This is a genomic window from Sulfurimonas sp. (assembly GCF_047622445.1).
In the GTDB taxonomy this organism is placed as follows: domain Bacteria; phylum Campylobacterota; class Campylobacteria; order Campylobacterales; family Sulfurimonadaceae; genus Sulfurimonas.
Genome location: NZ_JBLHOE010000034.1, coordinates 1 through 26,641 on the forward strand (window position 1 = coordinate 1; position 26,641 = coordinate 26,641).

The window sequence follows — 26,641 nt, forward strand, 5'->3', positions numbered from 1 at the left end:
GATTAACTGAACTGTTGAATCTTGAAACTCTTGACTATATTTACTTTTTCTCATGGATTACCTTTATTCATTTTATTTTAACTTAGAATTGTTGAATTCTTAGTATGAATTTAGGTTACCACTCCATATCGTTAAAAGAGGGTAAAAAAGGAAACACAATACTAGAGTTTGAGACACATATTGAAACTTTATGTTCCACTTTTCATAGTAAGAAGTTTCCTGAAAAACTAAAGAAAATCACAAATGATTTGGCGCTCTCTGCATCACTAGATACTCTTGCTCAAATCAATAGAGTCCGTAATTGTTTAGAGCACAGAGCAGGAATTGTATCTGAAAAAGATTGTGATTCTTCAAAAAATTATATGTCTGTTAAATTTAGATATCCTAGAATTGATTCGCCTAATGGTGAAATGGCACCTTCTTCAGACATAAAAGGAAGACAAACTACAGATATTAATTTCATTGATGAAGAAAAAAAATTTCGCCAAGGAGAGAAGGTATCTTTTACCTTCCATGAAAATACCAAATTAATATTTTCATTGAATGTTTGTTTTAAGACTATAATCGACGGTATCTATGACCTTTTCAATGTTAATCAAGAAAATTCAGAAACAATATTAAGAGAATTTAAAAATGTATAACAAATCAGAGGAGTTAATCAAAAACCCGCGGGCGGCTTTTTAATTGCTCATTTTAAACGTTAACATAACAATTAGCATATTTTAAAAAGAAATAACTTTTTCCAGCCTCAAAAAATAGATAAATAATACTCAAAATAATTTAGCTAAAATGTCATAAATATTTAAATATGTGCATTTAAAGGTAAACTATGCCAAACACACTACTCTCACTCATTATCGCTCTTACACTCTCAACTTCCCTACACGCTGATACTGACGCCTTCGATATTTACGACTGGATGGGTACACTCTCCGGTGAATGGACTCTTTCATCTGCTGATAAACAGATTGGTACTTCATCATACAAGTCGGAGGCTTTAAAATCTCTTGTTGGAACACAAACGAACGGTATGGTTTTTAAATCTATTGGGAGAGAGTCTACAATTCAAGAGGACCTCTTACCAGACACTACAAAGCAGATGGTTACTATGTATCACTGTAGAGATATAGAGTGCAATAACCTTAAAGCTACTCACTACTGTGTCAAGCAAAACCAACCGGAATTTATCGCTAATCTTAAACAAAGCACCCCTACTCGCATAGTTTTTGATTGTGACATGTCTACTGAGATGTGTCAATCTGATGAAGATCATGTACATACTATCATCCATGAAGTCACAGAGAATGGACAGCATTTAAAAAGCTCGTATCTTTCTTGGGCAGATAAAAAACCAAAAGAAATCTCTTCAATTTACCACTTTGACAGAAAGAAAACTCCGTAATGAAAAAAATAATATCAGACATTCACAATGGCGTACAAAACAGCAGAAAGACAATTGAATTTCTCACTAAAAATAGTTCTTGGACTTGGGTTGGGAACTATCCTATTGCAGTTGTCAATGAAATCACGAGAATCAAAGATGAGGAAAGTTTAAAAAATCTAGAAAATATAAACTTTTTTAATGCCGAGGGCTTTTCAAAAAACACTTATACTAAAAAAGAAATAGAGTACTTAACGCAGAGTGTACCTACTGCAATTAAAACTGCGTACTGCCTTTGTCTAAAAAAGAAAAATAATGAGGACTATAACTTTAAAGAAAAGTTCCAACATGACCGTTGGAAAAAAGTCACAAATGAAGACAATTTTGTAGCCCTAGTAGAGTTTTCAAAATTCACTGATGTAGATACTAGTGAAGTTATGGAAACTGTACTACGAGACATTATGCGAAGTGCAAAAGAGATACCTTCACTCAAAGCCATTGGATTTTCTTGGATAGTCACACTTCCTAAAACATCGCACATAGAAGACATACTAAACCACTACTTTTTAGATAATCATATATTTGTTGAACAGGGACGAAAAATCACTTACATTGCATGGGCTGATAAACTAGCAGATATTAATATGAGATACTTTGTTAACACTCCAAATACTAAGAGATAAACAATATTTTTATAGAAGGGAATTTAAAATGTATCAGAGTAAAATTATTACTCTGATATTGAGTAGAAGTTAGAAGGTTTAGTTAACTACCAGCCTCTGATAATTGTGTGACATGCAACACAATTATTTAAAACTTTAGCATATTGTGCAGTAGCTTCGGCATATTTAGATTCGCCCATCGCTTTTTTTAATGCTTTTAAATCTTTTGCTAAATTTTTATTTACATTATTTGCAACAGCTACTTTATTACTCTTAATAAAATCAGCAACATTTACTGTTGTGAAAATAGCATTTGAGTTTTCTAAAGTAGAAATACCTTGAAGAATGTCCTCTTTTGAATTTACCATAAATCCTGTGTTAATCTGATCCATTCCTTGTTGCATTAACTTCATTGTTGCATCAATAGTTGTGCCACTTGCCATTGCCATCACAGAACATGTTGCTAAAGCTAAGATTATTTTTTTCATTAGATTTCCTTTTAATTAGTAAGATATGGTACTATCTTCTTCATTAAATATCTATAAAACAACATTTAGCTATAATCTAAATAATAATTTAAAAGATAGGATATTGAGTGATTACACTAAAAGAAGCCCTCAAATTAAACAAAGAAGAATTACAAACATTTAAAGAAGAATTACGTACGAAAATCCAAGCAAGACCAGAGCTTAATGCATACATAGATGTAAATAATATTGGAGATGGTGTACCTATCGCTATCAAAGATAATATCCAAGTAAAAAGTTGGTCTGTGACATCAGGATCTAATATTCTTCAAGGCTACATTGCTCCATACAATGCAACTGTAATTGAAAAAATGACTAAAGCCGGTTTATCAGCATTTGGTAGAACAAATATGGATGAATTTGCTATGGGTTCTACCACTGAGTCTAGCTTTTATGGTAAGACTCAAAATCCTCATAATCCAGAGTATGTTCCAGGTGGAAGTTCTGGTGGGTCTGCTGCTGCTGTTGGTGCTGGTTTAGCTATTGCTGCACTTGGGAGTGATACAGGTGGATCTATCCGTCAACCCGCTGCTTTTTGTGGAATTGTTGGGATGAAACCAACATATGGTCGTGTTTCTCGTTATGGTTTAGGTGCATATGCTTCTTCTCTTGATCAAATCGGTCCAATGACACAAAATGTTGAAGATGCTGCAATTTTATATGACATCATTAGTGGAAGTGATGACAAAGATTCTACAAATGCGAAAATGGACGATAAAGTTTGTGAAAAACTAAATGCAGATAGAAAGTTAACTATCGCTGTTTTACCGAAGTATATTGAAAATGCATCTGCTGATGTTCAAAATGCTTATGCTAAAGCTATTGAGGCACTTAAAAATGCAGGTCACACCATTGTTGAAAAAGAGATGATGGATGCAAAGTTTGATATCTCTGCATATTACATCACTGCAACTGCTGAAGCTACTACAAATCTTGCTCGTTATGATGGTGTCCGTTATGGTAACCGTGTTGATGGCAAGAACCTTCAAGATACTTTTATCCAAACAAGAAGTAATGGTTTTGGAGATGAAGTAAAACGTAGAATTATGCTTGGAAACTTTGTACTCTCCAGTGGTTATTATGAAGCATATTATGTCAAAGCACAAAAAACAAGACATATCATCAAAGATAACTATGACAAAATATTTAAAGATGTAGATTTAATCCTTTCACCAATTGCACCAGGAACTGCACCTAAGTTTGGTGAACTGAAAAACCCAATAGATATGTACCTAAGTGACATTTATTCAATTAGCGTAAATCTCGCAGGATTACCTGCCCTTTCACTTCCGATAAGTAAAGGTGCAAATGACATGCCTGTTGGCTTACAACTCATTGCCAAGGCATATGATGAACAAACACTTTTTGATGGCTCCATGAGTCTTGAAAAAGCTATTAACTACAAAGGAAACTAGAAATGGAAGAAGAAAAGCACGACCAAGTAATGACAAAATTAACAAAAGTTTTTGGTGAAGAGAACCTAAAAATTGGAGAGGCTATATCTGTTTGGTATTCACTTGGAATGTATTTATTTTCACATGCGGATAAAGAACACAATTCTAAAGCAAAAATCTTTGAAGCAATGAACAAATATATTAACACCGTACAAAAAGCGGAAAGTGAGAAAAACTAAAAACCTCTTTACTCAAATAGTAGATGCATTAGTTGATGATGGTTATATCATTATCCCTAATGCCCTTAATCCTCTCTTAGCGCAAAACCTCGAAAAAACTGCAAAAAATATTTCTGATTATAAACAAGCCTCTATATCTACAAAAAAGATAAAAGATCATACAAAACGCAAAGATAAAATCAAGTGGATTGATGAAGATGGAAGCTACCAAAGTGAATACTTACAATTTACTCAAGAACTCCAGCAAACACTTAATCGAGAATTATTTTTAGGTATAAATTATTACGAAAGTCATTTTGCCATGTATGAAAAAGGGGACTTTTACAAGACACATATGGATGCTTTTAAAAAAAGTAAAAACCGTATTGTGACGACTGTGTATTATTTAAATGAAACTTGGTATGAAGAAAATGGTGGTCTATTAGTAATTTATGATGATAATGCTAATGTACTTACTAAAGTACTTCCTCAAGCAAATACACTTGTAGTATTTTTAAGTGATAAATTTCCCCATGAAGTATTAGCAGCTAAAAAGAATCGTTTTTCTATAGCTGGATGGTTTAGAATAGATAGAAATATATAACCTGAAGAGACTCAGCCAAAAAGTTCACAGCTATCTGCCTTATGTTAAAGTAAGTATTTAAAGAACTATATATCTTTTTCCTCTGATAATTCATCAATATAATAGTGATTTATATTATTAATAGCGAACATAAAAAGTTAATATATAATTAACTATTGAGCAGGTACAATCATATAAATACTAATAAATAGGGGATATTATGGGGGAAATTCAAATAATTACTAAAGTAATCTTTTCCATAGCAATTGCTTACTTAGCTACTTCAATAATTTTATTTACAATAGAAGTAGGGAAAAATCGTCAAGCAATTCCTGAAATTTTAAATTCTCTAGAAAAACTAGAAAATGCTGCGAATATAAATAGTATACTTAAGAGTGTAGACACAACGACGCAAGAAATTACGATGGTACGTAAAGAGATACCAAACATTTTATATGAACTTCAAAAAATCAGAAAGCTTACACCTCTTATTTTAGAACAAGTAGACAATACAAATAAAAACATTCCAAAAATTTTAGAAGAAATAAAACAAACAAGGAAAACTGTTCCATTAGTCTTAACGGAGTCTAAAAAAATCAGAAAAATAATGTTAAACGAATCTAAAAAAATTAGAGAAACTCTACCAAGTATTTTGAATGAAGCCAAGAAAATAAGAGAAACAGTGCCAACTATTTTAAAACACTCTGAAGAAATTAGAAAAGAATTACCAGAACAAATAACTAGAATTGAGAAAATTGTAGATAATGTTGATCAAATCTCTAAAGATGCTACACAAGGTGTAGTTACGGGAACAGTAACTGGTATTTTATCTCTTCCTGGGGAACTTATTAAAGAAACTGGAAAGGCTTTGATGGATGAAGAAACAGATGAATCTTTTTTTGATGAAGAATAATTTAATTAACGTAAAAACTGAGCGTATAAAACCCTAAGTAAAGTTGATAGTATCAATATTTAAAAAAGATTATTTACAATGGTTCACTTTGGTAGATTTTTATTTGATGAACTTAAGTGAAAAATAGCTATATTATGCACTAGATTTCTTCCTTTATATTAGAGTAAATACAGCGTATATATAATGTTAAAGTTCCTGAGTAAAATCTTATCTATCAATATCCAAAAGCATTCATTGGCTTATATTAAGTATAAGATTGTATCTTAAAAAAAAGGAAAAAATATGACTGAACAAGAAAAATTTAAAGAAATGACATTAGTACAAAAGATAAATACTATTGATAAAATAATTGAAGATAATATAAGAGAGTATTTAGTTAAAGATAATGGTGATATGGATTTACTTAATGTAGTAGAACAAAATGGTCTTATTCTTGTGTATATAGAATTTCAAGGGGCTTGTACATCTTGTGACTCTTCTAGTGGAACGCATAGCTCAATAGAGAATATTTTACAAAGAATGCTTTCAGAGGACATCAGGGTCTTAACTGTATAAGGTCTTTAAAGGGTAGTGTTCAATGTTCTGTGTCAGTATCGGGTAATTACTAAAATTGTATCATAAAATGAATTAGTTCATTATGCATTTATTTATTTTATATACAATCCTTCCTTTAAATTAAAGGATTATATATTGACAACTTTTCCACTTGAAAATGTAAAAAAATTAAGAAAAGAACTTGCGACTCACCCAGTTTATGCTGCTGTTACAGATATAAATGATTTAACAATTTTCATGCAACATCATATCTACTCTGTTTGGGACTTTATGTCATTGGTAAAATATTTACAAAATGAAATTGCTCCAGCAAGAGCTCCTTGGCTTCCATTTGGAGATGCACAAGTGCAGCGTTTTATTAATGATATTGTGCTTGAAGAAGAATCAGATGAAGGTATTCCACTTGAAGATGGAACAACAACATACACAAGTCATTTTAATCTCTATGCACAAGCTATGGAAGAAGTTAAAGTTGGAAGTAGTTACCTTATTAGAGAGTTTGTTTCTAAAGTTGCTGCTGACTCTTTAAGCATAGCAAAACAAACAATACCAATACCTTCGGCAGCATCAGAGTTCATGGAAACAACATTCAGCTTTATCAATAGTGATAAACCTTATGTTATTGCTGCAGCATTTGCTTTGGGAAGAGAACATATTATCCCAGAAATGTTTCGTGCTCTTCTTGATAAAATGAATATCTCAAGAGAAGAAGCTAGTGTATTCCATTACTATTTAGACCGTCATATAGAACTTGATGGAGACCACCATGGTCCAATGTCTATGCGAATGTTGGAATTATTATGTGAAGATGATAAAACTAAAATAGCAGAAGCAGAAGAAGCTGCTCTGCATGCAATAAAAGCTCGAATTAAATTCTGGGATGGTGTATTATTAGCTATTGAGAGTAGTAAAAAAGCATCATAAATTAAGTGGAGTGGTAACCTAAATTCATACTAACATTCTTCTATCTCTCAAGTAAATATTCATTTTAAGAAGAGATTGAAAGATACTTTGGATTTGTTACACTCCCTTAAAACTGCCTGCAAATAGATAGTTTGAGAAGCTTATATAAACTTACTTAAGGCCTCTTCTAATTTCTTTTTATTTATAGGTTTTGTAAGATACTCATCCATGCCTACAGATAGAAACCTCTCTCTATCCCCCTTTAATGCATTTGCAGTTACTGCAATTATTGGTGTATGCTTTAAAGATTTTTCTTTTTCTATATTTCGTATATTTTGTGTGGCCACTATACCATTCATATTTGGCATATTCTCATCCATTAAAATTATACTATATTGATTTACTTGAGCTTTATTAAACATGCTAATTGCTTCTAAACCATTGCCTGCAATATCAAATTTTATATTCATTTTTTTTAAGATTACCTTCATAAATAGCTGATTAGCTATATTATCTTCTACTAAAAGAATATTTATATTACTAAAGTCCTTTTGTTCTATGTGTTCTATGTGTTCTATGTATTCTTTGACTTCTTCTACCATATATGCGTCTATAAAAACAGAAAACTCACTCCCGACACCAAGTTCACTTTTTACATTAATTGTTCCACCCAATAAATGGGATAACTTTTTAGAAATACTAAGTCCTAGTCCTGTACCTCCATATTCCCTAGTAGTAGATAGGTTTTCCTGAGAAAACTCCTCAAAAATTGATGTGAGCTTATGAGATTCAATTCCTTTACCTTCATCTTTTATCCGAATATTTAATTTGTTGTTTTTATAAGAGACAAACATAAATACATTGTAGCCAGGCTCTGTAAACTTAATGGCATTACTTAAAAGATTAGATATGATTTGTCTTAACCTAAATAAATCAGTTTTTAAATATACAGGTGTACTTTCATCAATTGATAAAATGAGTTTAACACCTTTTTCTTCTGCTTGAACATCAAGTAGTTTCTTTAAAAATATACATGTTTCATGCATATTAAAATCCATCATTTCTATTTTAATCTGACCACTTTCTATTTTTGAAAAATCTAAAATATCTTCAATGATTCTAAGTAAACCAATTCCAGAGTATTCTATAATTTTTGAATATTCCAATATATTTTTTTCTTTAGTTTCTTCTTTAATTAAGTCTATAAAGCCTAGTATAGAATTCAAAGGTGTTCTAAATTCATGACTCATATTTGCTAAGAATTGTTCTTTTACTTTTTCAGAAGTAATATTTTCTCTTATTGATGAATAACCCACTATAATATTGTTCTCATCGAGCTTTGGAGTAATACTGTTTTTAACCCAGTAATAGCCCCCATCCTTTTTTAAATTTCTATGCTCTCCGTGCCAATGTTTTCCATTTTGAATTGTTTGCCACATATCTTGAAATAATGAAGAGTTTGTACTTGGATGTCTAAGAATACTATGAGATTTTCCGAGGAGTTCACCCTCCGTATAACCACTTACTCTTGAGAAAGCTTTACTAACATACGTGATATTTCCCTTTAAATCAGAATCCGAGGCTATAATATTTGCCCCAAATGACTCTAATGTTTTATTTAGTTTTTCTTGTATCTGAGTAGATTGTTCTAACATCTTTTTTTGCTGTGTATGCACAAGGATTTCATTTTCTCTAGATTCTGTTATATCTTGAATAATTCCATGTGAAACTACAGGTTTACCTTCATTATCAAAGATTGTTTTACACCATTCATTTACATATTTTAATTCATTCTTAGTTGTCAATAGCTTATGAGTTATAAAGTATGGTTCTCGTGTATCCATGTGCTTTTGGAATGCATTATTTACCCTTCCTAGATCATCTTTATGTACTGCAGAAAAAAAGTCTTCAAGAGTTGCTATTCGCTCTTTACTATCAATATCAAATATATTATATGTATCATCATTCCAAATGAGTCTATTTATGTCATGATAGAGAGTCCAAATACCTAATTTTGCAATTTTTCTAGATTCTTCTAAATCATCTAAACTGGACTTTATATCTTCTTGTAGTTGTAGATTTAACTCTTCTATCTTTTTATTTAATTTTGATTGCCTATAGAGCATATAGAACATCAAAATAATAAATACAAAAACAACACCACTTATTTGATAAATATATTTATAATCAAAAGAAGGTCGCTTAACGTTAGCCCATTTGTTAAGTATGTCATTATGAACATCTTTACTAATTTCTTTCATACTCTTATTTAGAATACTATGCAATATGGGTTTTTCTTTATTTACAAATAATGTAACGTTCATTGTTATACTTGTAGTTCCTATAATTTTTAAATCATAATAGTTCATGGAATGCATACTATAGTGTACTGATGCATAAGAAGCAAGTAATTCATCACATGTTTCAGACAAAACACATTCTAATCCTTCTTGAATATTAGCTACTTCAATAAAATCAATTTCTGGATATGTTTTATAAATATCAGCTGTATAGCCATAATCTTTAATAATTGCAATTTTTCCATTTTCTAAATTATTTATATCCAAAATAAAGTTCTGATTAATTTTTCCTACAATAACAATTGGACTTTTAATATATGTGTCTATCGGAAAAAAATTTTCTTTTAAAATAACGTCCGCAGCATCACCAGAGATAATATCTGACTTTCCTGATGTAGCTAGATTAATTGCATCTGACCAAGTTTTAGAAACAACTTTTTCAAATTTGATATTTGTATTATTTTCAATCACATTTAAATAGTCTGCAACTATACCTATGTAAACACCATTTTTATCAAAAGCCTCAAATGGCAACCAATTTGGGTCACCTGTGAATGTAAAACTTTTATGTTGATTTAAATATTCTTTCTCTTGGCTAGTTAATAAGTTACTTGTTTGTGCTGATAAGTTTGTATATATTAATATAATGCATAATAACTTAAGAACTATGCTCATTAAAAGAATCCAAGGTCATCATCATCAAAATATTCTGAAGATTCAACCCCGAAATTATTAAACATAGATTCTATCTCAAGAGATGAATTAGAAAATGATGCATCAAAGTAGTAAATGTTACTAGCTTTTTGTTCAACAAAAATCATTTTAATCCAGCCAGAAACATCTTTTTCAACATTTAAAAGTAAACTTACTAAAAGTGATTTTTTATCAAAATCAACCAACTCTTCTTCTTTTATATTATGTATAAAAGTATTCAAATTTGTAAATGCACGAGATACTATTGGGAAAATTACCATATTATTTATAATATCGATAAACTCATTAAAATATATAGAAATCTTTTGTAAAGAGACAATCGCCTCTTTGGGACTTTGTTTCTCTATAGCGTCAACATCAACTAAATAAGTGTCTAGCACATCTAAAAAGTTTTCAATTTTATCAACAACTGTATCATCAAGCTGTTCCATTAATTCCAAAGCACTTAACTGATGGTCTGCAGTTGAAAATCTTAAATCTTTTTCATTATCTTCTGATAAAACAACTTTAGATTTTTGCTCTTGTATAATAACATCTGTTTTACCAATAAGAGTACTTAAGAGTGCTATTACATCTCGTACTTCTTCTTGTTCGTGTATTGGCTGTAGTTTTTCCATAATGAAGTTAAAATGACTTTTAAACTCTGTTGTCTCATTAAGCTGTTTTTCTAATTCATTTATATAATGAGAGAATTCTTTTTTCTCTGCAATCTTTTTTAACACTCTATAAAGTAAAATAAATAACTTTTGCTTATCTATTGGCTTTGGTAGTAAACCATCTATAAAATAATATGCTAAATTTTGATTTTCTTCTATGTCAGTAGTATCAGTTATTACTATTATACTCTGCTCCATAGATTCTTCTCTTATTCTCTTTATTAACTCTAATCCATCCATAATTGGCATATGAACATCAGTGATGATTAAATCATAATAATCTCTATTATTGTTCCACATATCTAAAGCTTCTTGGCCATTTAAAGCAACATCACAAATATTAAAGTATTTTCCAAAAACAACTTTATAAAAATCAAGATTAGCTGATTGATCTTCTACTATTAAAACATTCATATCTATTGCATATGATTTTACTAAGGGTGTGAGTTTTTTTATTACTTTATCTAAACTTTTCATATTATTTCATCTTTATATTTATCTCTTATTTTTAAAAACGAATCTACATTAGCCAGAAATAAGTCTATTAAATTTGGATCAAAATGCTTCCCTTTTTTCTCTATAAGTAAATCTAAAATTCTTTCCAAGTTCCACGCTTTTTTATAGCATCTATCAGCTCCAAGTGCATCAAATACATCACATATAGCTGTGATTCTTCCATATATATGTATCTCTTTACCCTTAAGAGTTCGAGGATAACCACTTCCATCCCATTGTTCATGATGTTCATATGCAACAATCGCCGATGTCTTTAATATATCTCGTTTTGAATTTTTCAACATATCGTAACCTAGTTCTGCATGTGTTTTCATAATTTCAAATTCATCAAAAGTTAATTTACCTGGTTTATTTAAAATACTATCAGGGATTCCCACTTTGCCTATATCATGCATAGGTGATGCTAGTTTTAAAAGTTTCGCTTTTTCTTCACCAAGACCTGCTAAAATAGCAAGCGTGTACGAGTAGTAAGCAACTCTTTTCACATGATTACCAGTTTCTTTACTTCTTGTTTCACCAATCGCACCCATTGTATAAACAACTTCTTTTTGTGTATCAACGATATCAGATACAGCAATATCTAGTTGTTTTTTTAAATCATCTTTATAAAGCTCTAACTCTGTAATATCATGCCTAATACTCATATATTCAATAATATTTTGATTCGCATCAAGTAAAGGGACCATAACACAATCAACAATATAAGTACTACCATCTTTAGCATTATTTTTAATAGTTCCCGTCCATACTCTTTTAGAGCTAATTGTTTTCCACATATCTACAAAGGTGTCTTGTGGCATATCATTTGAACGTAATATTCTATGGTTTTTCCCCATTAATTCTTTTTGTTTATATTGAGAAATTTTAGAAAACTTATTATTTACATAAGTAATATTTCCTTTTAAATCCGCTTTTGAAACAATTGCCGTTGCATCAATTGTTTTTTTATATTGATTTAAGAGCAATTTATTAAGCTCTGCCTCTTTTTTATGTTCGATTAACGTAAAACTTTCGTTTAGTACTTGCATAAATTTATTAGGTTTTATTGGTTTTTCTATAAAATAATTCACACGAAGTTCAATCGCACGAATAAGCTCATCCTTGCTTTCTAAACCTGTAATCATCATAAATGTTTGCTTGGAATTTATTTTTTTTATATGCTCAATTAACTCAAATCCATCCATAAGAGGCATTAGCATATCTGTAATTACAAGGTCAAAAGTTTTTTTTTCATACAAGGATAAAGCTTTTTTACCATTAGAAGCATAGGTCACATCTTTAATATCATTCTTTTTAAAGATTATTTTTACAAAATCACAAATTGACTGATCATCATCTACATAAAGTATTGCGTGCTGACTATACAAAAAATAAACCCTTGTAAAGTCCTTTTAGTTCTTCATATAATTCTAAGTAATTAACAGTGTTCCTATTCCTAGCATTATCTTCAATAACTTTGGCAAGCTTCCCTATATCATCTAAAAGTATGTTTTGAGCACTTCCTTTAATCGCATGTGCACTTAATTTTACATCTTCTAGATTATCTGTTTGGATAGCAAGAAGCATATTTTCTAGATTTATCTTAAAATTTTGAACAAAAGAATCCATAATCATTTCAACATCTTCTAAATCAAATTCTAATTCATCCGCTATTGCTTGTACGTTAATTATATATTTCATTTTAAAATCCATTTATCATAGTCATCTGATTATACTATAACTTAGAAGATAACGCTATAATTATGCTTAAATACATTAAATATCTAAAGGAACATATATTGAACGCCGACTTAAGAACTATAGTTGATGGTTTAGATACTACTTCTGGACAAGATTTTTTTAATAAAATTGTTTTAAACTTATCTCTAGTAATAGAAGCTGACTATGTTTTCATAGCGAGACTAGATTTAGCGAGTCGCATTTCTAAAACTATCGCACTTTGTGCTAAAAATAAAATTATCGAAAATTTTGAGTATGGACTGAAAGATTCCCCTTGTTCCAATCTTTCAGATGGTTCTATATGCTGTTATCCATCTAGAGTAGCAGACTTATTTCCAAAAGATCAATTACTAATTGATATGAAAATTCAAGGTTATATGGGGATTCCTCTTCATGATTTAAATGGGAATGTATTAGGTCTTTTAGTAGCATTATCAAAAAAATCTATTGATGATGAAGATAAAATTATTACACTTTTTAAAGTTTTTTCTGGACGAATAGCTGTAGAGATAGAGCGAAGTGAACAAGACAGAGCATTACGTGATAGCGAAAGGCGTTTAAAACTTGCTATAACTGGAGCGAATGATGGTTTATGGGATTGGGATCTTCAAACAAATGATGTTTACTATTCCCCCCGTTGGTTAGAAATGTTAGGGTATAAACCACATGAATTTCCAAATACACTAAGCACTTGGGAACAACTTGTTAATCCTGAAGATAAAGAGAGAGTACTTGCAGTAATCTCAGATTATGTGAATGGTAAAATTAATAATATGGAAGTTGAGTTTACTATGAAACATAAAGAGGGCCATTTTATAAGTATTCTTGCACGTGCTAAATTTGCTACAGATGATGAAGGAAATGTATTAGAACCTCTTCGACTTGTTGGCACTCATGTAGATATAACGCAACAAAAAGTTTTAGCACAACAATTAGAAGAATTAAATAAAAATCTTGAAAAACAAATTCAAGAACGTACAAAAGAACTAGTGTTAGCCAAAGAGTTGGCTGAGTATTCTACAAAATCTAAAAGTGATTTTCTAGCTAATATGTCACATGAGATAAGAACACCACTCAATGCAATAATGGGATTCATTAATTTACTAAAAGAAAAAGAAGAAGATAAAGAAAAACTAGAATACCTCAGTACGATTAGTAGTTCTAGTGAAAGTTTAACGAATATTATAAATGATATATTAGATTTTTCTAAAATTGAAAGTGGAAGACTTCATATAGAATACGTAGATTTCGACCCGATGCATGAGTTTATTTCTACAAAAGCTCTTTTTATGGCTAAGTGTACTCTCAAAAATATACAATTCCATTCAACTTTTACTAATGCTCCCGAGTACTTATATGGAGACCCTCTTAGAATAAAACAAGTTGTAAACAATCTTTTAAGTAATGCTATCAAATTTACACCTGAAAATAACAACATCCATCTAGATATAAACTATGAGAGTGACACTTTATATGTATCATTAAAAGATAAAGGAATTGGAATAAGCCGAGAATATCAAGAAAATATATTTGATTCATTTACGCAAGCAGATACATCGACAACAAGAAAATATGGGGGATCGGGTCTAGGACTTAGTATTTCTCATAATCTTATTAAACTCATGGGTGGAGAACTTAAGGTAAAAAGTGAATTAGGTCTAGGAAGTGAATTCTACTTTAGCATCCCTATAAAAAAAGGGAATAAGTCCATTACTAATAATGCTGTTATAGAAAACTTAGATTTTACTAGTTTAAAAATATTGTTAGTTGAAGATAACCAAGCGAATCAACTATTTATGAAAGTTTTATTTAAAAAGATAGGTTTACTTTATGACATAGCTAACGATGGTATAGAAGCCATAGAGCATTTTAAAAACACTACTTATAACCTAATTCTTATGGATGAGAATATGCCAAATATGAATGGTATAACCGCTACGAAAGAGATAAGAAAAATCGAAAAAGAAAAAAACCTTAAGCGCATGCCAATTATAGCTTTAACAGCAAATGCGATTAAAGGCGATAGAGAAAAGTTCTTAGCAGCCGATATGGATGAATATCTGAGTAAACCTTTGAATAAAAATATATTAATTCGTATGTTAAATAAATTTTACTCAAATACCTAAAGCTTAGAAGTATAGAAGTATAGATTTGTTATATTTTAAAATAGCGTAAAAAATTAAAGTTTTAATGTAAAAGTGCATAGGGAGGGATTATTTTCAACTTACCCACAAAGTGGGCTATTTAAAGAGGGTAAGTGAGAGATTGCATCTAACTTAGTGTCAGATTACATTCCCATTGTTACATCATACCAGGCATTCCACCGCCCATACCGCCGCCCATATCAGGAGCAACTGGGTTTTCTTCTGGAATTTCATATATCGTTGCTTCCGTTGTTAAAAGCATAGATGCAACAGAAGTTGCATTTGTTAGTGCTACACGTGCAACTTTAAGTGGATCAATGATTCCAGCTTCAAACATATCTACATATTCGCCAGTTGCAGCATTGAAGCCTATTGTTGCACTTGAAGCATTTTCTACACCGTTGACTACTACACCCGTGTCAAAACCAGCATTTTGAGCAATCTGTTTGATTGGAGCTTTTATAGCACGAAGGATGATTTCTGCACCAATTTGTTGGTCACCTTCAAGAGTAAGAGAAACTTTTGCACCAGCACGAACTAAAGCAGCTCCACCACCAATAATGATTCCCTCTTCAACAGCAGCTTTTGTTGCAGATAATGCATCATCAACTCTATCTTTCTTTTCTTTCATTTCCATCTCAGTTGCAGCACCAACTTTAATTACTGCTACACCACCACTAAGTTTTGCAAGACGTTCTTGAAGTTTTTCTTTATCATACTCAGAACTTGTAGTATCAATTTGAACTTTAATCTCAGCGATTCTTGCTTTAACAGCAGCTTCTTCACCTGCACCATTAACAATAACAGTATTGTCTTTGTCAATAATCACACGAGTAGCTTGACCTAACATAGAAATATCCGCACCTTCAAGTGTATGACCAGTTTCTTCTGAAATAACAGTTCCCGCAGTAAGAATCCCAATGTCAAGTAACATAGCTTTTCTTCTATCTCCAAAACCTGGAGCTTTAACAGCAGAAATATTTAAAACACCACGAAGTTTATTTACAACCAAAGTTGAAAGTGCTTCACCTTCTACATCTTCAGCGATAATAAGAAGTGGACGATTTGTTTTTTGAACTTGTTCTAGTAATGGAAGTAGATCTTTAAGTGATGAAATTTTCCCATCCATTAAAAGAATCCAAGGACTTTCAATTTCAGCTACCATTTTTTCAGCATTTGTTATGAAATAAGGGCTTAAATAACCACGATCAAACTGCATACCTTCAACAACATCAAGCTCATCAGAAATACCTTTAGCTTCTTCAACAGTAATAACACCATCTTGACCAACTTTTTCCATAGCCTCAGCAATCATATCACCAATTGCAGTGTCAGAGTTTGCAGAAATTGTCGCTACTTGAGCGATATCTTTTTTACCATTTACAGCTTTAGATGCAGCTTTAAGATTTTCTAAAATTGCTTCACATGCTTTGTCCATTCCACGTTTTACTTCAACTGGGTTTGCTCCAGCAGTAATATTTCTAAGACCTTCTGAGAAAATTGCATTTGCTAAAACAGTTGCCGTTGTTGTACCATCTCCAGCTTCATCAGCTGTATTTGATGCTACTTCTTTTACAAGTTGAGCGCCCATATCTTCTAGTTTATCTTTAAGTTCAATCTCACGAGCAACTGAAACACCATCTTTAGTGATGATAGGTGAACCATAACTCTTTTGAATAAGTACATTACGACCACGTGGCCCCATAGTTACTTTTACTGCATCTGTTAGTTTCTGCACACCACGAGCCAACGCATTACGAGCGTTATCTGAAAATATTATTTCTTTTGCCATCTAATTAATTATCCTATTATCCCAAAAATATCGTCCACATCTAGTACTAAAAATTTATCAGTACCTACACTTACTTCATTCCCTGAGTATTTACCAAAAAGAACTTTATTTCCATTTTCTAAAACTGTTACTTCTTTACTTACTGCCACTACTTCACCACTTGATGGTTTTTCAGTTGCACTATCTGGAATTATAATTCCGGAAGCTGTTGTATTTGCTTCTTCTACTCTTTTTACTAAAACTCTATTTCCTAATGGTTGAAAGTTCATTTTTTTCCTTATTTTGTTTTATTTTCTAGTCTACATTTACTATAAATGTCAGATTCTCATCAGCATTTGGGTGTCTAAAAACGGTATATGAGATTGTTCTATCTTTTGAAACATTTTTAAAAACTGGTACTTTACTCAAAAAAGAAGATATTTGATTACTATCTTTATCAATACTGTATGTTACAACAGCTTTACAAGACTTTGCATCTGTTTCTTCGTTAGTAGCTGTTAAAAGTATAGTTCCATACTTTACCTGTGCATGAGTCCCATAAAGAGCATCATTACTCAGCTTATTATTTACTTCAAAAACCACTTCTTTATCCGAACAATGTGGTACAGGATAAATAATTTTTTCAACTTCACCTTGCGCAAAACTAAAAGTTTCCACAACTACATTTTTTATACTTTCGTAAGTCTTTTTAAGATCCTCATTACATCCACTAAACATCAGTGAACTAGAGACCAATACTATAGTAAATATCGACTTTACTTTCTTACTTTTCATACGTAGTCCTTGAGAGCTTAAAATTTATATGGAATTTTATCATAAAGAGATTAAATAATTTCATATTTTTTAATTATCTCTTTAATGAGTTTTTTATCTATCTCCTTACTTGAATCCTGATAGAGATTAGCTTCTAAGGTATCTACAAGTTCTTTAACATCAGTATGCTCTTTAAAAGGCATCAACTTAATCAGTAACATTTTATAGTCTTTTAAATTGAATTTACTTTTCCTCTCATATGTAAGTAATGGTTTTAAAAGCATAAGCCCAATACCTAGTATCAAACCACCTAAAAATATAGCTACAATCCAGAGTATATCTAGTTTCTTTGTTTGTATTACAACTTTTTCAACAACTTCCCCAGGCTTATCCCCTTTTTTAATAATAAGTTCTTCTTTTTTACTTACTATTGAACTATTAATAGTAATCTTTATAGTATCAGTGGCAAGTGTTTTAATCTCCTTATTTTGAGGATCAAAAGCCTCAATACTAAAAGAGGGAACTTCAAAACTCGAATCCGCTACAAAAGTTATTTTTTGCGTTAGAACATTGTCTTTAATAAGAATTTTTTCATCAAAAACACTTACCCCTTCGATGTACGGTTTAAAAGTTTTTATATCTTCTAAGTTTCCATCTCCTGTAATTTTGAGTGTAACATTAACTACTTCATTTGGATTAACTTGTGTTTTATCTGCAAAAGCTTCTATGGTAAAGTTACCTACTATAGAAACACCATTTGGTAAAGCTTTCGCTGAAATGTTTAAATCATTTGAAAAGTATGTTTTCCATTTCACTTCAGGAAATAAACCACCATAATAATTTTTTACATTTTTACGTGAAGCAATAGCAATTTGAGCAGGAGATATATGTAAGTTACCTTCTCTTTGTGGTGCCATTTTATAAATTATTTTTGTATTAATATACTCTTTATCTTTTAGAATCTCTTGCTTTGGTTGGCCTTTAACCCAAAAGCCTTTAAACTCTGGTTGTGAGAATTTATTGTCAACAACTTGTGCTGATTTTTTTTGTCTAAAGAGTAGTGTTAATTCAAATGGTTCACCAACATACACTTCTTCTTTATTTACACTTAGAAAGAGTGAAAAATCATCATTTTTTGATGTTACAGTTTTTTCAACTACAATATCAATAGCTTGAGTTAGGTATGTCTTTCCTCCCACTTCTACAGATATAGGATCAATCGTACAAGAAGCTGTCGGAACAAACTTATATGAGAGTACGTAAGACTTTTGATAATCGCCATTTACAATTTGAATACTTGTTGCCGAACCAGTACTCACTACATCTTCACCACATAGTGTAAAAATTTCTGGTCGTTTAACATCATCGCCACTTAGAGTTAAGTTGTACGACACTACTTCACCAAAACTTACATGATCACTATCTACACTTGCAACTACATTTGCAAATAATATCTGCGATAAGATTGTAAGTAGAAAAAAGATTTTACCAAGGTTTTTCATCATTTGTTTCCTCATCTAGTTTATTTTCACCCAACATATACATAAAAGTATTTTGTTGCGCATTAAGTTTTTGTATCCATTTTTCCTCTTCTGCATCACTCATATTTTCTTGTCCATCAACTAATGGTGCTCCAGATTTTTCTTCTTTTGGATCTTCTTTTTTATCTTTTTCTAGTTCTTCGAGTTTTTTCTTTTCTTTTTCTTGTTTTTTCTCTTGCTCTTTTTGTTCTTGAGATTTTTCTTCATCACTCTTCTGATCAGACTTATTGTCTTTATCTTCTTTAGCTTCTTGCTTTTCTTCACTTTCTTCTTTTTCATCAGACTTTTTTCCATCTTGAGAATCTTTTTTCTCATCAGAGTCTTTATCTTGCTTTTCTTCATTCTCTTTATCGTCTTGTTTATCCTGTTTTTTATCTTCTTTCTTTTCTTGCTCTTTTTTTTGTTTTTCTAAAGCTTTTTTGACAGCTTCGAGATTTTCTCGTATATCTTTGTCTTCATGTAAATCTAGAGATGTCTCATAAGACTTTAGCGCTTTTTCTAAACTCTCAGGCGTTCTTTTTTTAACGTAAGCATTTCCTATATTTCCATGCTTGTTTGCATTTGAGATATTATCTTCAAAAGATGATTTTTCATACGTTTCAATCGCTTCATTATACAGTTCTTGTTTATATAAAGCATTTGCTGCATTGTATAAAGAAAAAGAATCTTGAAATTGCTCGCCATACTCAGAATATATTTTTCCTGATGTATTAAAGTCCCCTACTTCATAAGCTTTTTTAGCCTTGTCTAATTCCATAAAGTCCAATAAACCTGCTCTCGCATTTTGTGAAAAACCTGCCAGTGCTAAAAATAATACTAGTAAAGGTGAAGTAACTTGCACTTTTTTATACAAAGAACTCGTTGCAATCAAAAGTAAAAATAAAGCCAATCCAAGTGGATAATAAAACAGAGGAATAAACTTGTTTATCGTTTCACTTTTTAATTCTTTTTGCTCACTGATAGAGTCTATCTCGCTAAGCATTGCTTTTATATCAGCAGAGGATTTTACACTTTGAATGTAAACCCCAGAGCTAGACGTAGCTAAACTTGCTATGTCTTCATTAAGTTTTGAGACGATAATATCGCCTTTGTACTTTACAAAAGTTCCATCTTCTTTTTTAACAGGGGCACCTTTTTTAGTACCGATTCCTAAAATAAAAACTACAATATTTTTTTCTTTTGCATAAGAAATCTCAGCAGAAAAATCATCTTTGTCTCCACCATCTGAAAGAAGTAAAAGATATTTTTTGCTTTTTGTTTTAATAGTTTCATTTGCAACTTTTAAAAGAGCTAGTAAATCTGTTCCTTTTTCTGTGATTGAATCTGTATTTAACTGGCGAAGTAAAAAACTCACTGCATTATGATCAAAACTCATAGGTGAAACAAGATAGGAGTTTTTAGCGAAGGCCACTATCCCTATTCTCTCATCTGGGGCTAACTTGAGTAAGTCTATCGCTTTTTGTTTAGCAAAACTTAAACGGTTTGGGTACACATCTTCAGCTAACATTGAGTCAGATATATCTAAAGCTAACATAATGTCTGCACTTTTTGATTTTACCTCTACTGTACCATCTTCTATAACTGGTTCAGCTAATGCCAGTACAATCAAAAGGCCCACCAAGAAGAGAAATATATTTCTTGTACGAAGAGTAAAGGTGTCTGTACCTACTTTCAGCTTTTTCATTACTTCATCAGAAAAGTAATGTTCTTGCGTCTCTTTTTGTGTTAGAAGAAGGGCAAAAAGAATAAAAAATGGTGGTAAAAGATAGTATAAAATTTCAGGACGTAAAAAAATCATGCATTGCCTCTTTTATTTCGTAAATACATATAAAATATCAAAGAGAAAAATGCTAAAAATAAAGGGTACGCATAATAATAATTTAAATATGTAAAAGTCTCAGCTTGAATTTCTGATTTTTCTAACTCATCAATCTTTTTATACACTTCAAGTAATTCATTTGCAGATGAAGCACCAAAAGCAACCCCACCTGTACCTTCAGCTATTTCCATAAGTACTTTACGGTTATACTCATTTGGCATACCTATACCAATAGGATAGACTTTAACACCCTCTTTTTTCGCCATATCAAGTGCCACATCGAGTGGAATTTTGTCAACCCCAACAGTGGAGTGTCCATCTGTTAGAAGTATTGCCACCTTAGAATCTGATTTACTCATTTTTAAAAGATTGACACCTTGAGCAAGCGCTTCATAAAGGGCAGTATATTTACCAGCCATTCCAATTTGAAGTTGAGAGACAATACGTTTTAAAATATTTTCATCATAGGTAAGTGGTGAAGCGATGAAAGAGTACTGACCAAAAACTACTAAACCGATGTTATCTTCACTTCTTTGTTTTATAAAATCATTTACAATATTCTTTACAACATCAAAACGGTTTAATTTTCTGTTGTCTTGATCAAAACCTTGTGCTTGCATAGATTGAGAAGCATCCAAAATTAAAGCTATCTCATAACCATCTTTTGGTTCTAACTCATAAGGCTCATCTTTTACAGGTGATGCAATAGCAACAATGAGCATAATAATCCCAAGCCATTTTAAAAAAATTAGTAGTTTTGAGCTTGAAATTGAGTTTTGCATAAACTGACCAGCATGAGGAAAATAAATAGAAGACAATCGCAATTTACAAAACTTAGAACAAGCAATAAAAACTAATACAAGTAAAAGTAACTCTGGATATTCAAGGTAAACCCCATCAAGCATCCAACATACCTTTATATACTTCTATGTAACCTAAAGTTTCTTCGTCAAATTCACTCACACTTTTTCTATATTTATAAAGTTCAAGTCTTTCACTTATATTGTTGAACATCTCTACATGTCTTGGTGAATCATCTTTGAAAGTAATTCCATAACTACTTATTGCATAGGCAGTATGTTTCGTATCGGAAAAGTCCAGTTCAAAGAGTAGTTTTATATGATGCTTTCTCAAATTAAATTCACTACGTTTTTTATACCAAAGATATAAAAAGTAAACTACTACAAAAAAAACTATTAAAGCGAGACCCACTAAACCTATGAGGTAATATAAAGAGTATTCTTGAACTTCAACGATAGGCTTAATGTCATGTAAAGGAATATCAAATTGTTGTTGTACTGCTTCTTTCATTATCTTCCTTCAAACAGTCTACGAAGATCAACACTTGCAATAGAATCAGTATATACTTTTGTAAATCTCACTTGATCTTTTCTAAATGTCTCATACAGTTTATGATCATGTGCATGGACTTTTTTACTATACTCACTTACACTCGCTTTATTAAAGTCCCCTTCTAGTGTTGCTCCACTCTCAGGATCAAGTAAAGATGCAAAACCCATTTGTGGTGGATTTTCTTCTAAATGGTCACGAACTATTACCGATACAACCTCATGTTTTCTCGCTAAAAGTTTAAAGTCAGGAATTTCAAAAAAATCCCCGACTACTAAAATCAGTGATTTTCTTCTTAATCGTTTATATAAGGTATCTGCGATAACTTTAAAATCTACTTTTTTATTTATTGCATCAAAATCTAAAATCTCAGCTACATTTTTTTGTATCTGGTGAAGTTTCTTACTTGGTTTTGAGTTTGAAATCATCTCATCTGTAAACACATATGAACTTAGTAAGTCTCCATTTTTCAAAGTGGAGAATCCAAGTAAGGCATTTACTTCTGCAATGGTTTCTTGCTTAAACTTTTTAGAACCAAAATGTACACTTCCATTTAAAACAGATACGAGTACAACATTAAGTTCACGTTCTTCACGAAATATTTTTATAAAAGGCTTCTGCATCTTTGCCGTAATATTCCAGTCAATATGACGAATATCATCACCGGGCATATACTCACGTAGTTCTATAAAGTCATACCCTTCACCTTGAAAGATAGAGGGATTGTTTCCAACCATTTCGCTAAAGACCTGACGTCTTGCACGGACTAGTATTTTTTGTAATTTGCTCATTAATTATCTCATATTGTATAAAACTATAGTTTGTATTTTTGTTAAATATTATAACAAATCGTAGTAAATGGATAGATGTAAGATACATATATTTAACTTAAATTTTAGTTTATAGTATGTATACTATATCTAATTATATATAACATACTAAAGGTATACATATTATGCAAAAAATTATGCAAAAAAACTTTTTAATCTCCTTTACAATTATTTTCTTCCTTTCTATCACTTCAGCACTAGCATTAACACCTAAAGATACTAATACCCTACAAATCAAAAAGTATAGTAATTTCATTGATGGAGATTTTGATGAAATAGTCCGTTTTGATGAAATATATATGTATGATGTAGACATAAAAGAAGATTCAAAATCAACTTTAAAAGATGTTGTAGATAAAGTAAAAACGTACACAAATAAATCAAATGAAATAATCGTAAATATTATAGGATATAGTTTCAAGTCCTCTAATGCACTAGAAAAAAGTAAAGAAAATGCACTCAGCGTACAGGCTTATTTGTCTGAGCATGGTATAGATAAAAATATTATGAGGATTGAATATCGCGGAGCAAAAGACCCACTTCACTTAAGTGCAGACCATGCACTATCAAATAGAGCTATAGTTACAATGTATGTAACCTTAGCCAAAGATCTTGATCAAGATGGTGTACTTAGAGAGCAAGATAAATGTCCTGATACACAACGTGGTATGAAAGTTGGAGAGGATGGATGCAAAATAAAGACCCTAATCGTCTTACTCCCTGATAAAAAAACAAATAGCTCTATTCTTATTGCAACAGATAAAAGTAGTGTCGCAGTAACAAAACCTAATCAAATTGTATCAGTACGTTCAAAAGACTCTGCTCCAAGTAATCCAAAAGAAATTGATACAAATGAAATAAAAAATCTATTTGGAGAGATTATTGATGCTACTAATACCGAACAGTTGTCGTATATATTGTATTTCAATAAGCTTGAATTAACAGAGGAATCTAAAGAAAATTTTCAAAATATTTTATCTATACTGTCTAAAATGCAATCTCCATATATACAACTCATTGGGCATACCGATACAGTTGGAAATTCAAACAGCAATAAAACTCTTGGCTCTCAAAGAACACAAAGTGTAGCCAATACGATACAAAGTGCGGAAATAACGTATTTAAAAATTGATCAAGATACTTATGGTGAATCAGATTTGGCGATTCCTACTGATGATAATATGGATGAACAATTTAATAGAAGAGTAGAATTATTTATTCATTAAATAAAAAAACTCTTTTTTTATACTCGTTACTTTTCCTACTAATTCTACTGAACCATTATATATTTTTTAAAAGTGATTATTTAAAACTCATTGACTATAAAGTATATGACCAAATCTCGAATTCATTAGTAAAGAATCACAAGGAGCAAGCATCAAATGTTATTGTTGTAGATATAGATGAAAAAAGTCTTCATGCACTAGGGCAATGGCCTTGGCCAAGAATCCTCGTAGCACAACTCATACGGAAAATAGATAGTACAATGCCAAGTGTAATTGGGCTTGATATCATTTTTCCAGAAAATGACAGAACATCCCCGAAAGAAATAACATCTTTTTACAAAAAATTTTTCAATATTGATAGCTCTATACATGGCTTACCTCAAAGCTTGCAAGATAATGATTTAAGACTTTCCAATGCTTTAAAACAAACAGCGAGTGTCATGAGTGTTTACTTAAGTAAAAGCACTACTCCAAATGAAAAATGTATCAATCTTAAATCTTTAGATTTAAATACTAGTGACTTTATACTAGAGAATTTTGATAGTATTCTCTGTAATACATCCACTTTATCAACAAGTGCGCCTTACCTTGGATTTGTCAACGTTAATGTGGATGAAGATGGTATTTTACGACGTATACCTTTACTAAGAAAATATAAAAACAATATACTCCCCACTCTTTCTATTGCCACTCTTTTAAGTTTAGACTCTGACTTAAAAGTACTATCAGATAATCGTTTTGAGATACTTGACCATACCATACAAACCGACAAGCAAACAAATATTTTAGTCAATTTCTATGATGATATGTGGTATAAAAAAGTATCTGCTATTGATCTTTTACAAAATAAAGTACCTACAGAAATGTTAACTGGAAAAATTATTTTAGTGGGTTCTTCAGCATCTGCTCTCCATGATCAAATCATTATAAGAGGTGGTAGAAAATTTATTGGGGTACAAGTTCATGTTAGCATAATTGACAATATCTTAAATGACAGTCTATTAGTACAGCCAGAATCGTATAAAAATATCAATCTTTTACTCTCTTTAATATTAAGTTTCCTATTTTTATACTTACTTATCAAAAAATGGAAGAAACTTTTACTTGTTTTATTTATTGGCATAATATTCCTAGCTACATTTTTAACAATTATTCAATTTGAGAATGGTGTGTATATATCTATTGGTTATTTTCTTATTCCTTTTCTCCTGCATTTTTTCATTTTAAGTATTTTATATATTATTATTGATACATACGATAAACATTTGTTTGCAAAAGAGTTAACACGTTTGCATATCGCTAATCTTGATAAAAAAGTAAAACTAAGAACAGCAGACTTAGAAATTGCAAAGAACAAAATCGAAAAAGCTCAGAAAAAGATAAATGATTCAATTGACTATGCTTCTTTAATTCAAAACTCTATTTTACCCGATGAGAATATTATGCAAAAATATTTTCACGATTCATTTATATTTTGGTTACCAAAAGACACTGTTGGTGGAGATATTTATTTTGCAACAGAATTAAAGTCTCAAGAAGAAATCATTGTAATGGTAATCGATGGAGCTGGGCATGGAGTTCCAGGTGCTTTTGTAACAATGTTAGTCAAAGCTATAGAAGCACAAATAGTTGCCGAAATAGCAAATAATAACTTAGAAAGAAGCCCAGCTAAGATATTAGAGTATTTTAATATCTCAATAAAAACGATGCTTAAACAAACCACCGAATCGAAATCGAATGCTGGATTTGATGGTGGTGTTTTGTATTACAACAAAAAAACTGAAGTATGTAGATATGCTGGAGCTAAAACACCCCTCTATACTATACATGATTCAAAAATAGATACTATAAAATCAGATCGTTCAAACGTAGGCTATATTAGAACAAAAATAGATCAAAAATATACAGACAATGATATAACTATTCATGAAAATATGCAGCTTTACATATCTACTGATGGAATTTATGATCAAGAAGGGTTTGATAATAAAAAATTTAGTAAAAAAGCTTTCCAAGAATTAATACTAAGAAATCATAAATCATCATTACTTAAACAAAAAGACAGTATAATAAAGAGCTTTAGAATGTTTAAAAGTGATTTTGAGCAAACTGACGATATAACAGTTATGGGTTTAAAATTTTAAA

Annotated in this window: 25 protein-coding genes; 12 read left to right on the forward strand and 13 right to left on the reverse strand. The window is 30.9% G+C overall.

Features of this window, described 5'->3' with window-relative positions:
- Positions 1-104: 104 nt before the first annotated feature.
- The 3 genes from ACI9TV_RS08935 to ACI9TV_RS08945 all read left to right on the forward strand — a co-directional run bounded on the left by ACI9TV_RS08935 (position 105) and on the right by ACI9TV_RS08945 (position 2,064).
- Positions 105-641 (forward strand): hypothetical protein, encoded by a 537-nt coding sequence (locus tag ACI9TV_RS08935; RefSeq protein WP_415250438.1) that lies wholly within the window; start codon positions 105-107, stop codon positions 639-641.
- A 188-nt stretch (positions 642-829) separates the two neighbouring features.
- Positions 830-1,402, forward strand: a complete 573-nt coding sequence (locus ACI9TV_RS08940; RefSeq protein ID WP_415250439.1) for a hypothetical protein — start codon at positions 830-832, stop codon at positions 1,400-1,402.
- Positions 1,402-2,064 (forward strand): hypothetical protein, encoded by a 663-nt coding sequence (locus ACI9TV_RS08945; RefSeq protein ID WP_415250440.1) that lies wholly within the window; start codon positions 1,402-1,404, stop codon positions 2,062-2,064. The genes ACI9TV_RS08940 and ACI9TV_RS08945 overlap by 1 nt, the downstream gene beginning before the upstream one ends.
- Positions 2,065-2,150: 86 nt before the next feature.
- On the opposite strand, the gene ACI9TV_RS08950 is transcribed toward ACI9TV_RS08945, so the two are convergent.
- Entirely contained in the window at positions 2,151-2,531 is a 381-nt protein-coding gene (locus tag ACI9TV_RS08950; RefSeq protein ID WP_415250441.1) for a cytochrome C, read from the reverse strand.
- Positions 2,532-2,638: 107 nt separating this feature from the next.
- On the opposite strand from ACI9TV_RS08950, the gene gatA reads away from it, so the two are divergent.
- The 6 genes from gatA to ACI9TV_RS08980 all read left to right on the forward strand — a co-directional run bounded on the left by gatA (position 2,639) and on the right by ACI9TV_RS08980 (position 7,157).
- Positions 2,639-3,985, forward strand: coding sequence for an Asp-tRNA(Asn)/Glu-tRNA(Gln) amidotransferase subunit GatA (gene gatA / locus ACI9TV_RS08955; protein WP_415250442.1), 1,347 nt, complete (start codon positions 2,639-2,641; stop codon positions 3,983-3,985).
- A 2-nt stretch (positions 3,986-3,987) separates the two neighbouring features.
- A complete protein-coding gene (locus ACI9TV_RS08960) occupies positions 3,988-4,203 on the forward strand; it encodes a hypothetical protein (protein ID WP_415250443.1) in 216 nt (71 codons plus the stop codon).
- Complete coding sequence (locus tag ACI9TV_RS08965; RefSeq protein WP_415250444.1) at positions 4,190-4,786, forward strand: 2OG-Fe(II) oxygenase; 597 nt, start codon at positions 4,190-4,192, stop codon at positions 4,784-4,786. Before ACI9TV_RS08960 ends, ACI9TV_RS08965 begins: the two co-directional genes overlap by 14 nt.
- Positions 4,787-4,985: 199 nt before the next feature.
- A complete protein-coding gene (locus tag ACI9TV_RS08970) occupies positions 4,986-5,678 on the forward strand; it encodes a hypothetical protein (RefSeq protein WP_415250445.1) in 693 nt (230 codons plus the stop codon).
- Between the two features lie 282 nt (positions 5,679-5,960).
- Positions 5,961-6,233: a NifU family protein gene (locus ACI9TV_RS08975; protein ID WP_415250446.1), complete on the forward strand. Its 273-nt coding sequence runs from the start codon at positions 5,961-5,963 to the stop codon at positions 6,231-6,233.
- Between the two features lie 135 nt (positions 6,234-6,368).
- The gene (locus ACI9TV_RS08980) at positions 6,369-7,157 is read left to right on the forward strand and encodes a DUF3050 domain-containing protein (protein ID WP_415250447.1); all 789 of its coding nucleotides are present in this window, start codon (positions 6,369-6,371) and stop codon (positions 7,155-7,157) included.
- Between the two features lie 140 nt (positions 7,158-7,297).
- On the opposite strand, the gene ACI9TV_RS08985 is transcribed toward ACI9TV_RS08980, so the two are convergent.
- Genes ACI9TV_RS08985 through ACI9TV_RS09000 form a run of 4 tightly spaced genes read right to left on the reverse strand, consistent with a single transcriptional unit; the run spans position 7,298 to position 13,002 of the window.
- The gene (locus tag ACI9TV_RS08985; RefSeq protein WP_415250448.1) at positions 7,298-10,111 is read right to left on the reverse strand and encodes a PAS domain-containing protein; all 2,814 of its coding nucleotides are present in this window, start codon (positions 10,109-10,111) and stop codon (positions 7,298-7,300) included.
- On the reverse strand, positions 10,111-11,283 hold the full coding sequence (locus tag ACI9TV_RS08990) for a response regulator (protein WP_415250449.1): 1,173 nt from the start codon (positions 11,281-11,283) through the stop codon (positions 10,111-10,113). The genes ACI9TV_RS08985 and ACI9TV_RS08990 overlap by 1 nt, the downstream gene beginning before the upstream one ends.
- On the reverse strand, positions 11,280-12,689 hold the full coding sequence (locus ACI9TV_RS08995) for an HD domain-containing phosphohydrolase (RefSeq protein ID WP_415250450.1): 1,410 nt from the start codon (positions 12,687-12,689) through the stop codon (positions 11,280-11,282). Before ACI9TV_RS08995 ends, ACI9TV_RS08990 begins: the two co-directional genes overlap by 4 nt.
- The gene (locus tag ACI9TV_RS09000) at positions 12,682-13,002 is read right to left on the reverse strand and encodes an Hpt domain-containing protein (RefSeq protein ID WP_415250451.1); all 321 of its coding nucleotides are present in this window, start codon (positions 13,000-13,002) and stop codon (positions 12,682-12,684) included. The genes ACI9TV_RS08995 and ACI9TV_RS09000 overlap by 8 nt, the downstream gene beginning before the upstream one ends.
- A gap of 98 nt (positions 13,003-13,100) precedes the next feature.
- On the opposite strand from ACI9TV_RS09000, the gene ACI9TV_RS09005 reads away from it, so the two are divergent.
- Positions 13,101-15,167 carry an ATP-binding protein gene (locus tag ACI9TV_RS09005; protein ID WP_415250452.1) on the forward strand — a complete coding sequence of 689 codons (2,067 nt, stop codon included), beginning with the start codon at positions 13,101-13,103 and terminating at the stop codon, positions 15,165-15,167.
- Between the two features lie 175 nt (positions 15,168-15,342).
- On the opposite strand, the gene groL is transcribed toward ACI9TV_RS09005, so the two are convergent.
- Genes groL through ACI9TV_RS09045 form a run of 8 tightly spaced genes read right to left on the reverse strand, consistent with a single transcriptional unit; the run spans position 15,343 to position 23,231 of the window.
- The gene (groL, locus tag ACI9TV_RS09010) at positions 15,343-16,977 is read right to left on the reverse strand and encodes a chaperonin GroEL (RefSeq protein WP_415250453.1); all 1,635 of its coding nucleotides are present in this window, start codon (positions 16,975-16,977) and stop codon (positions 15,343-15,345) included.
- A gap of 8 nt (positions 16,978-16,985) precedes the next feature.
- Positions 16,986-17,246, reverse strand: a complete 261-nt coding sequence (groES, locus tag ACI9TV_RS09015) for a co-chaperone GroES (protein WP_415250454.1) — start codon at positions 17,244-17,246, stop codon at positions 16,986-16,988.
- Between the two features lie 25 nt (positions 17,247-17,271).
- Positions 17,272-17,751, reverse strand: a complete 480-nt coding sequence (locus tag ACI9TV_RS09020) for a hypothetical protein (RefSeq protein ID WP_415250455.1) — start codon at positions 17,749-17,751, stop codon at positions 17,272-17,274.
- Between the two features lie 50 nt (positions 17,752-17,801).
- The gene (locus tag ACI9TV_RS09025) at positions 17,802-19,235 is read right to left on the reverse strand and encodes a BatD family protein (RefSeq protein ID WP_415250456.1); all 1,434 of its coding nucleotides are present in this window, start codon (positions 19,233-19,235) and stop codon (positions 17,802-17,804) included.
- The gene (locus ACI9TV_RS09030) at positions 19,216-21,069 is read right to left on the reverse strand and encodes a VWA domain-containing protein (RefSeq protein ID WP_415250457.1); all 1,854 of its coding nucleotides are present in this window, start codon (positions 21,067-21,069) and stop codon (positions 19,216-19,218) included. Before ACI9TV_RS09030 ends, ACI9TV_RS09025 begins: the two co-directional genes overlap by 20 nt.
- Entirely contained in the window at positions 21,066-21,995 is a 930-nt protein-coding gene (locus ACI9TV_RS09035) for a vWA domain-containing protein (RefSeq protein ID WP_415250458.1), read from the reverse strand. The genes ACI9TV_RS09030 and ACI9TV_RS09035 overlap by 4 nt, the downstream gene beginning before the upstream one ends.
- Positions 21,988-22,401 (reverse strand): hypothetical protein, encoded by a 414-nt coding sequence (locus ACI9TV_RS09040; protein WP_415250459.1) that lies wholly within the window; start codon positions 22,399-22,401, stop codon positions 21,988-21,990. The genes ACI9TV_RS09035 and ACI9TV_RS09040 overlap by 8 nt, the downstream gene beginning before the upstream one ends.
- The gene (locus tag ACI9TV_RS09045) at positions 22,401-23,231 is read right to left on the reverse strand and encodes a DUF58 domain-containing protein (RefSeq protein WP_415250460.1); all 831 of its coding nucleotides are present in this window, start codon (positions 23,229-23,231) and stop codon (positions 22,401-22,403) included. The genes ACI9TV_RS09040 and ACI9TV_RS09045 overlap by 1 nt, the downstream gene beginning before the upstream one ends.
- Before the next feature lie 164 nt (positions 23,232-23,395).
- On the opposite strand from ACI9TV_RS09045, the gene ACI9TV_RS09050 reads away from it, so the two are divergent.
- Positions 23,396-24,496, forward strand: coding sequence for an OmpA family protein (locus ACI9TV_RS09050; protein WP_415250461.1), 1,101 nt, complete (start codon positions 23,396-23,398; stop codon positions 24,494-24,496).
- 59 nt (positions 24,497-24,555) lie between these two features.
- The gene (locus ACI9TV_RS09055; protein ID WP_415250470.1) at positions 24,556-26,640 is read left to right on the forward strand and encodes a CHASE2 domain-containing protein; all 2,085 of its coding nucleotides are present in this window, start codon (positions 24,556-24,558) and stop codon (positions 26,638-26,640) included.
- The last annotated feature ends 1 nt before the right edge of the window (position 26,641 follow it).

What these genes read in the sequence shown, in the direction of transcription:
- ACI9TV_RS08975 (WP_415250446.1), top strand. Translation starts at nt 5,961, where the DNA reads ATGACTGAACAAGAAAAATTTAAAGAAATGACATTAGTACAAAAGATA.
- ACI9TV_RS08985 (WP_415250448.1), bottom strand. Translation starts at nt 10,111, where the DNA reads ATGAGCATAGTTCTTAAGTTATTATGCATTATATTAATATATACAAAC.
- groES (WP_415250454.1), bottom strand. Translation starts at nt 17,246, where the DNA reads ATGAACTTTCAACCATTAGGAAATAGAGTTTTAGTAAAAAGAGTAGAA.
- ACI9TV_RS09000 (WP_415250451.1), bottom strand. Translation starts at nt 13,002, where the DNA reads ATGAAATATATAATTAACGTACAAGCAATAGCGGATGAATTAGAATTT.
- ACI9TV_RS08970 (WP_415250445.1), top strand. Translation starts at nt 4,986, where the DNA reads ATGGGGGAAATTCAAATAATTACTAAAGTAATCTTTTCCATAGCAATT.
- ACI9TV_RS09050 (WP_415250461.1), top strand. Translation starts at nt 23,396, where the DNA reads ATGCAAAAAATTATGCAAAAAAACTTTTTAATCTCCTTTACAATTATT.
- ACI9TV_RS09030 (WP_415250457.1), bottom strand. Translation starts at nt 21,069, where the DNA reads ATGATTTTTTTACGTCCTGAAATTTTATACTATCTTTTACCACCATTT.
- ACI9TV_RS08960 (WP_415250443.1), top strand. Translation starts at nt 3,988, where the DNA reads ATGGAAGAAGAAAAGCACGACCAAGTAATGACAAAATTAACAAAAGTT.
- ACI9TV_RS08935 (WP_415250438.1), top strand. Translation starts at nt 105, where the DNA reads ATGAATTTAGGTTACCACTCCATATCGTTAAAAGAGGGTAAAAAAGGA.
- ACI9TV_RS09045 (WP_415250460.1), bottom strand. Translation starts at nt 23,231, where the DNA reads ATGAGCAAATTACAAAAAATACTAGTCCGTGCAAGACGTCAGGTCTTT.
- ACI9TV_RS08950 (WP_415250441.1), bottom strand. Translation starts at nt 2,531, where the DNA reads ATGAAAAAAATAATCTTAGCTTTAGCAACATGTTCTGTGATGGCAATG.
- ACI9TV_RS08945 (WP_415250440.1), top strand. Translation starts at nt 1,402, where the DNA reads ATGAAAAAAATAATATCAGACATTCACAATGGCGTACAAAACAGCAGA.
- ACI9TV_RS08940 (WP_415250439.1), top strand. Translation starts at nt 830, where the DNA reads ATGCCAAACACACTACTCTCACTCATTATCGCTCTTACACTCTCAACT.
- ACI9TV_RS09020 (WP_415250455.1), bottom strand. Translation starts at nt 17,751, where the DNA reads ATGAAAAGTAAGAAAGTAAAGTCGATATTTACTATAGTATTGGTCTCT.
- ACI9TV_RS09035 (WP_415250458.1), bottom strand. Translation starts at nt 21,995, where the DNA reads ATGCTTGATGGGGTTTACCTTGAATATCCAGAGTTACTTTTACTTGTA.
- ACI9TV_RS09025 (WP_415250456.1), bottom strand. Translation starts at nt 19,235, where the DNA reads ATGATGAAAAACCTTGGTAAAATCTTTTTTCTACTTACAATCTTATCG.
- ACI9TV_RS08990 (WP_415250449.1), bottom strand. Translation starts at nt 11,283, where the DNA reads ATGAAAAGTTTAGATAAAGTAATAAAAAAACTCACACCCTTAGTAAAA.
- ACI9TV_RS09040 (WP_415250459.1), bottom strand. Translation starts at nt 22,401, where the DNA reads ATGAAAGAAGCAGTACAACAACAATTTGATATTCCTTTACATGACATT.
- groL (WP_415250453.1), bottom strand. Translation starts at nt 16,977, where the DNA reads ATGGCAAAAGAAATAATATTTTCAGATAACGCTCGTAATGCGTTGGCT.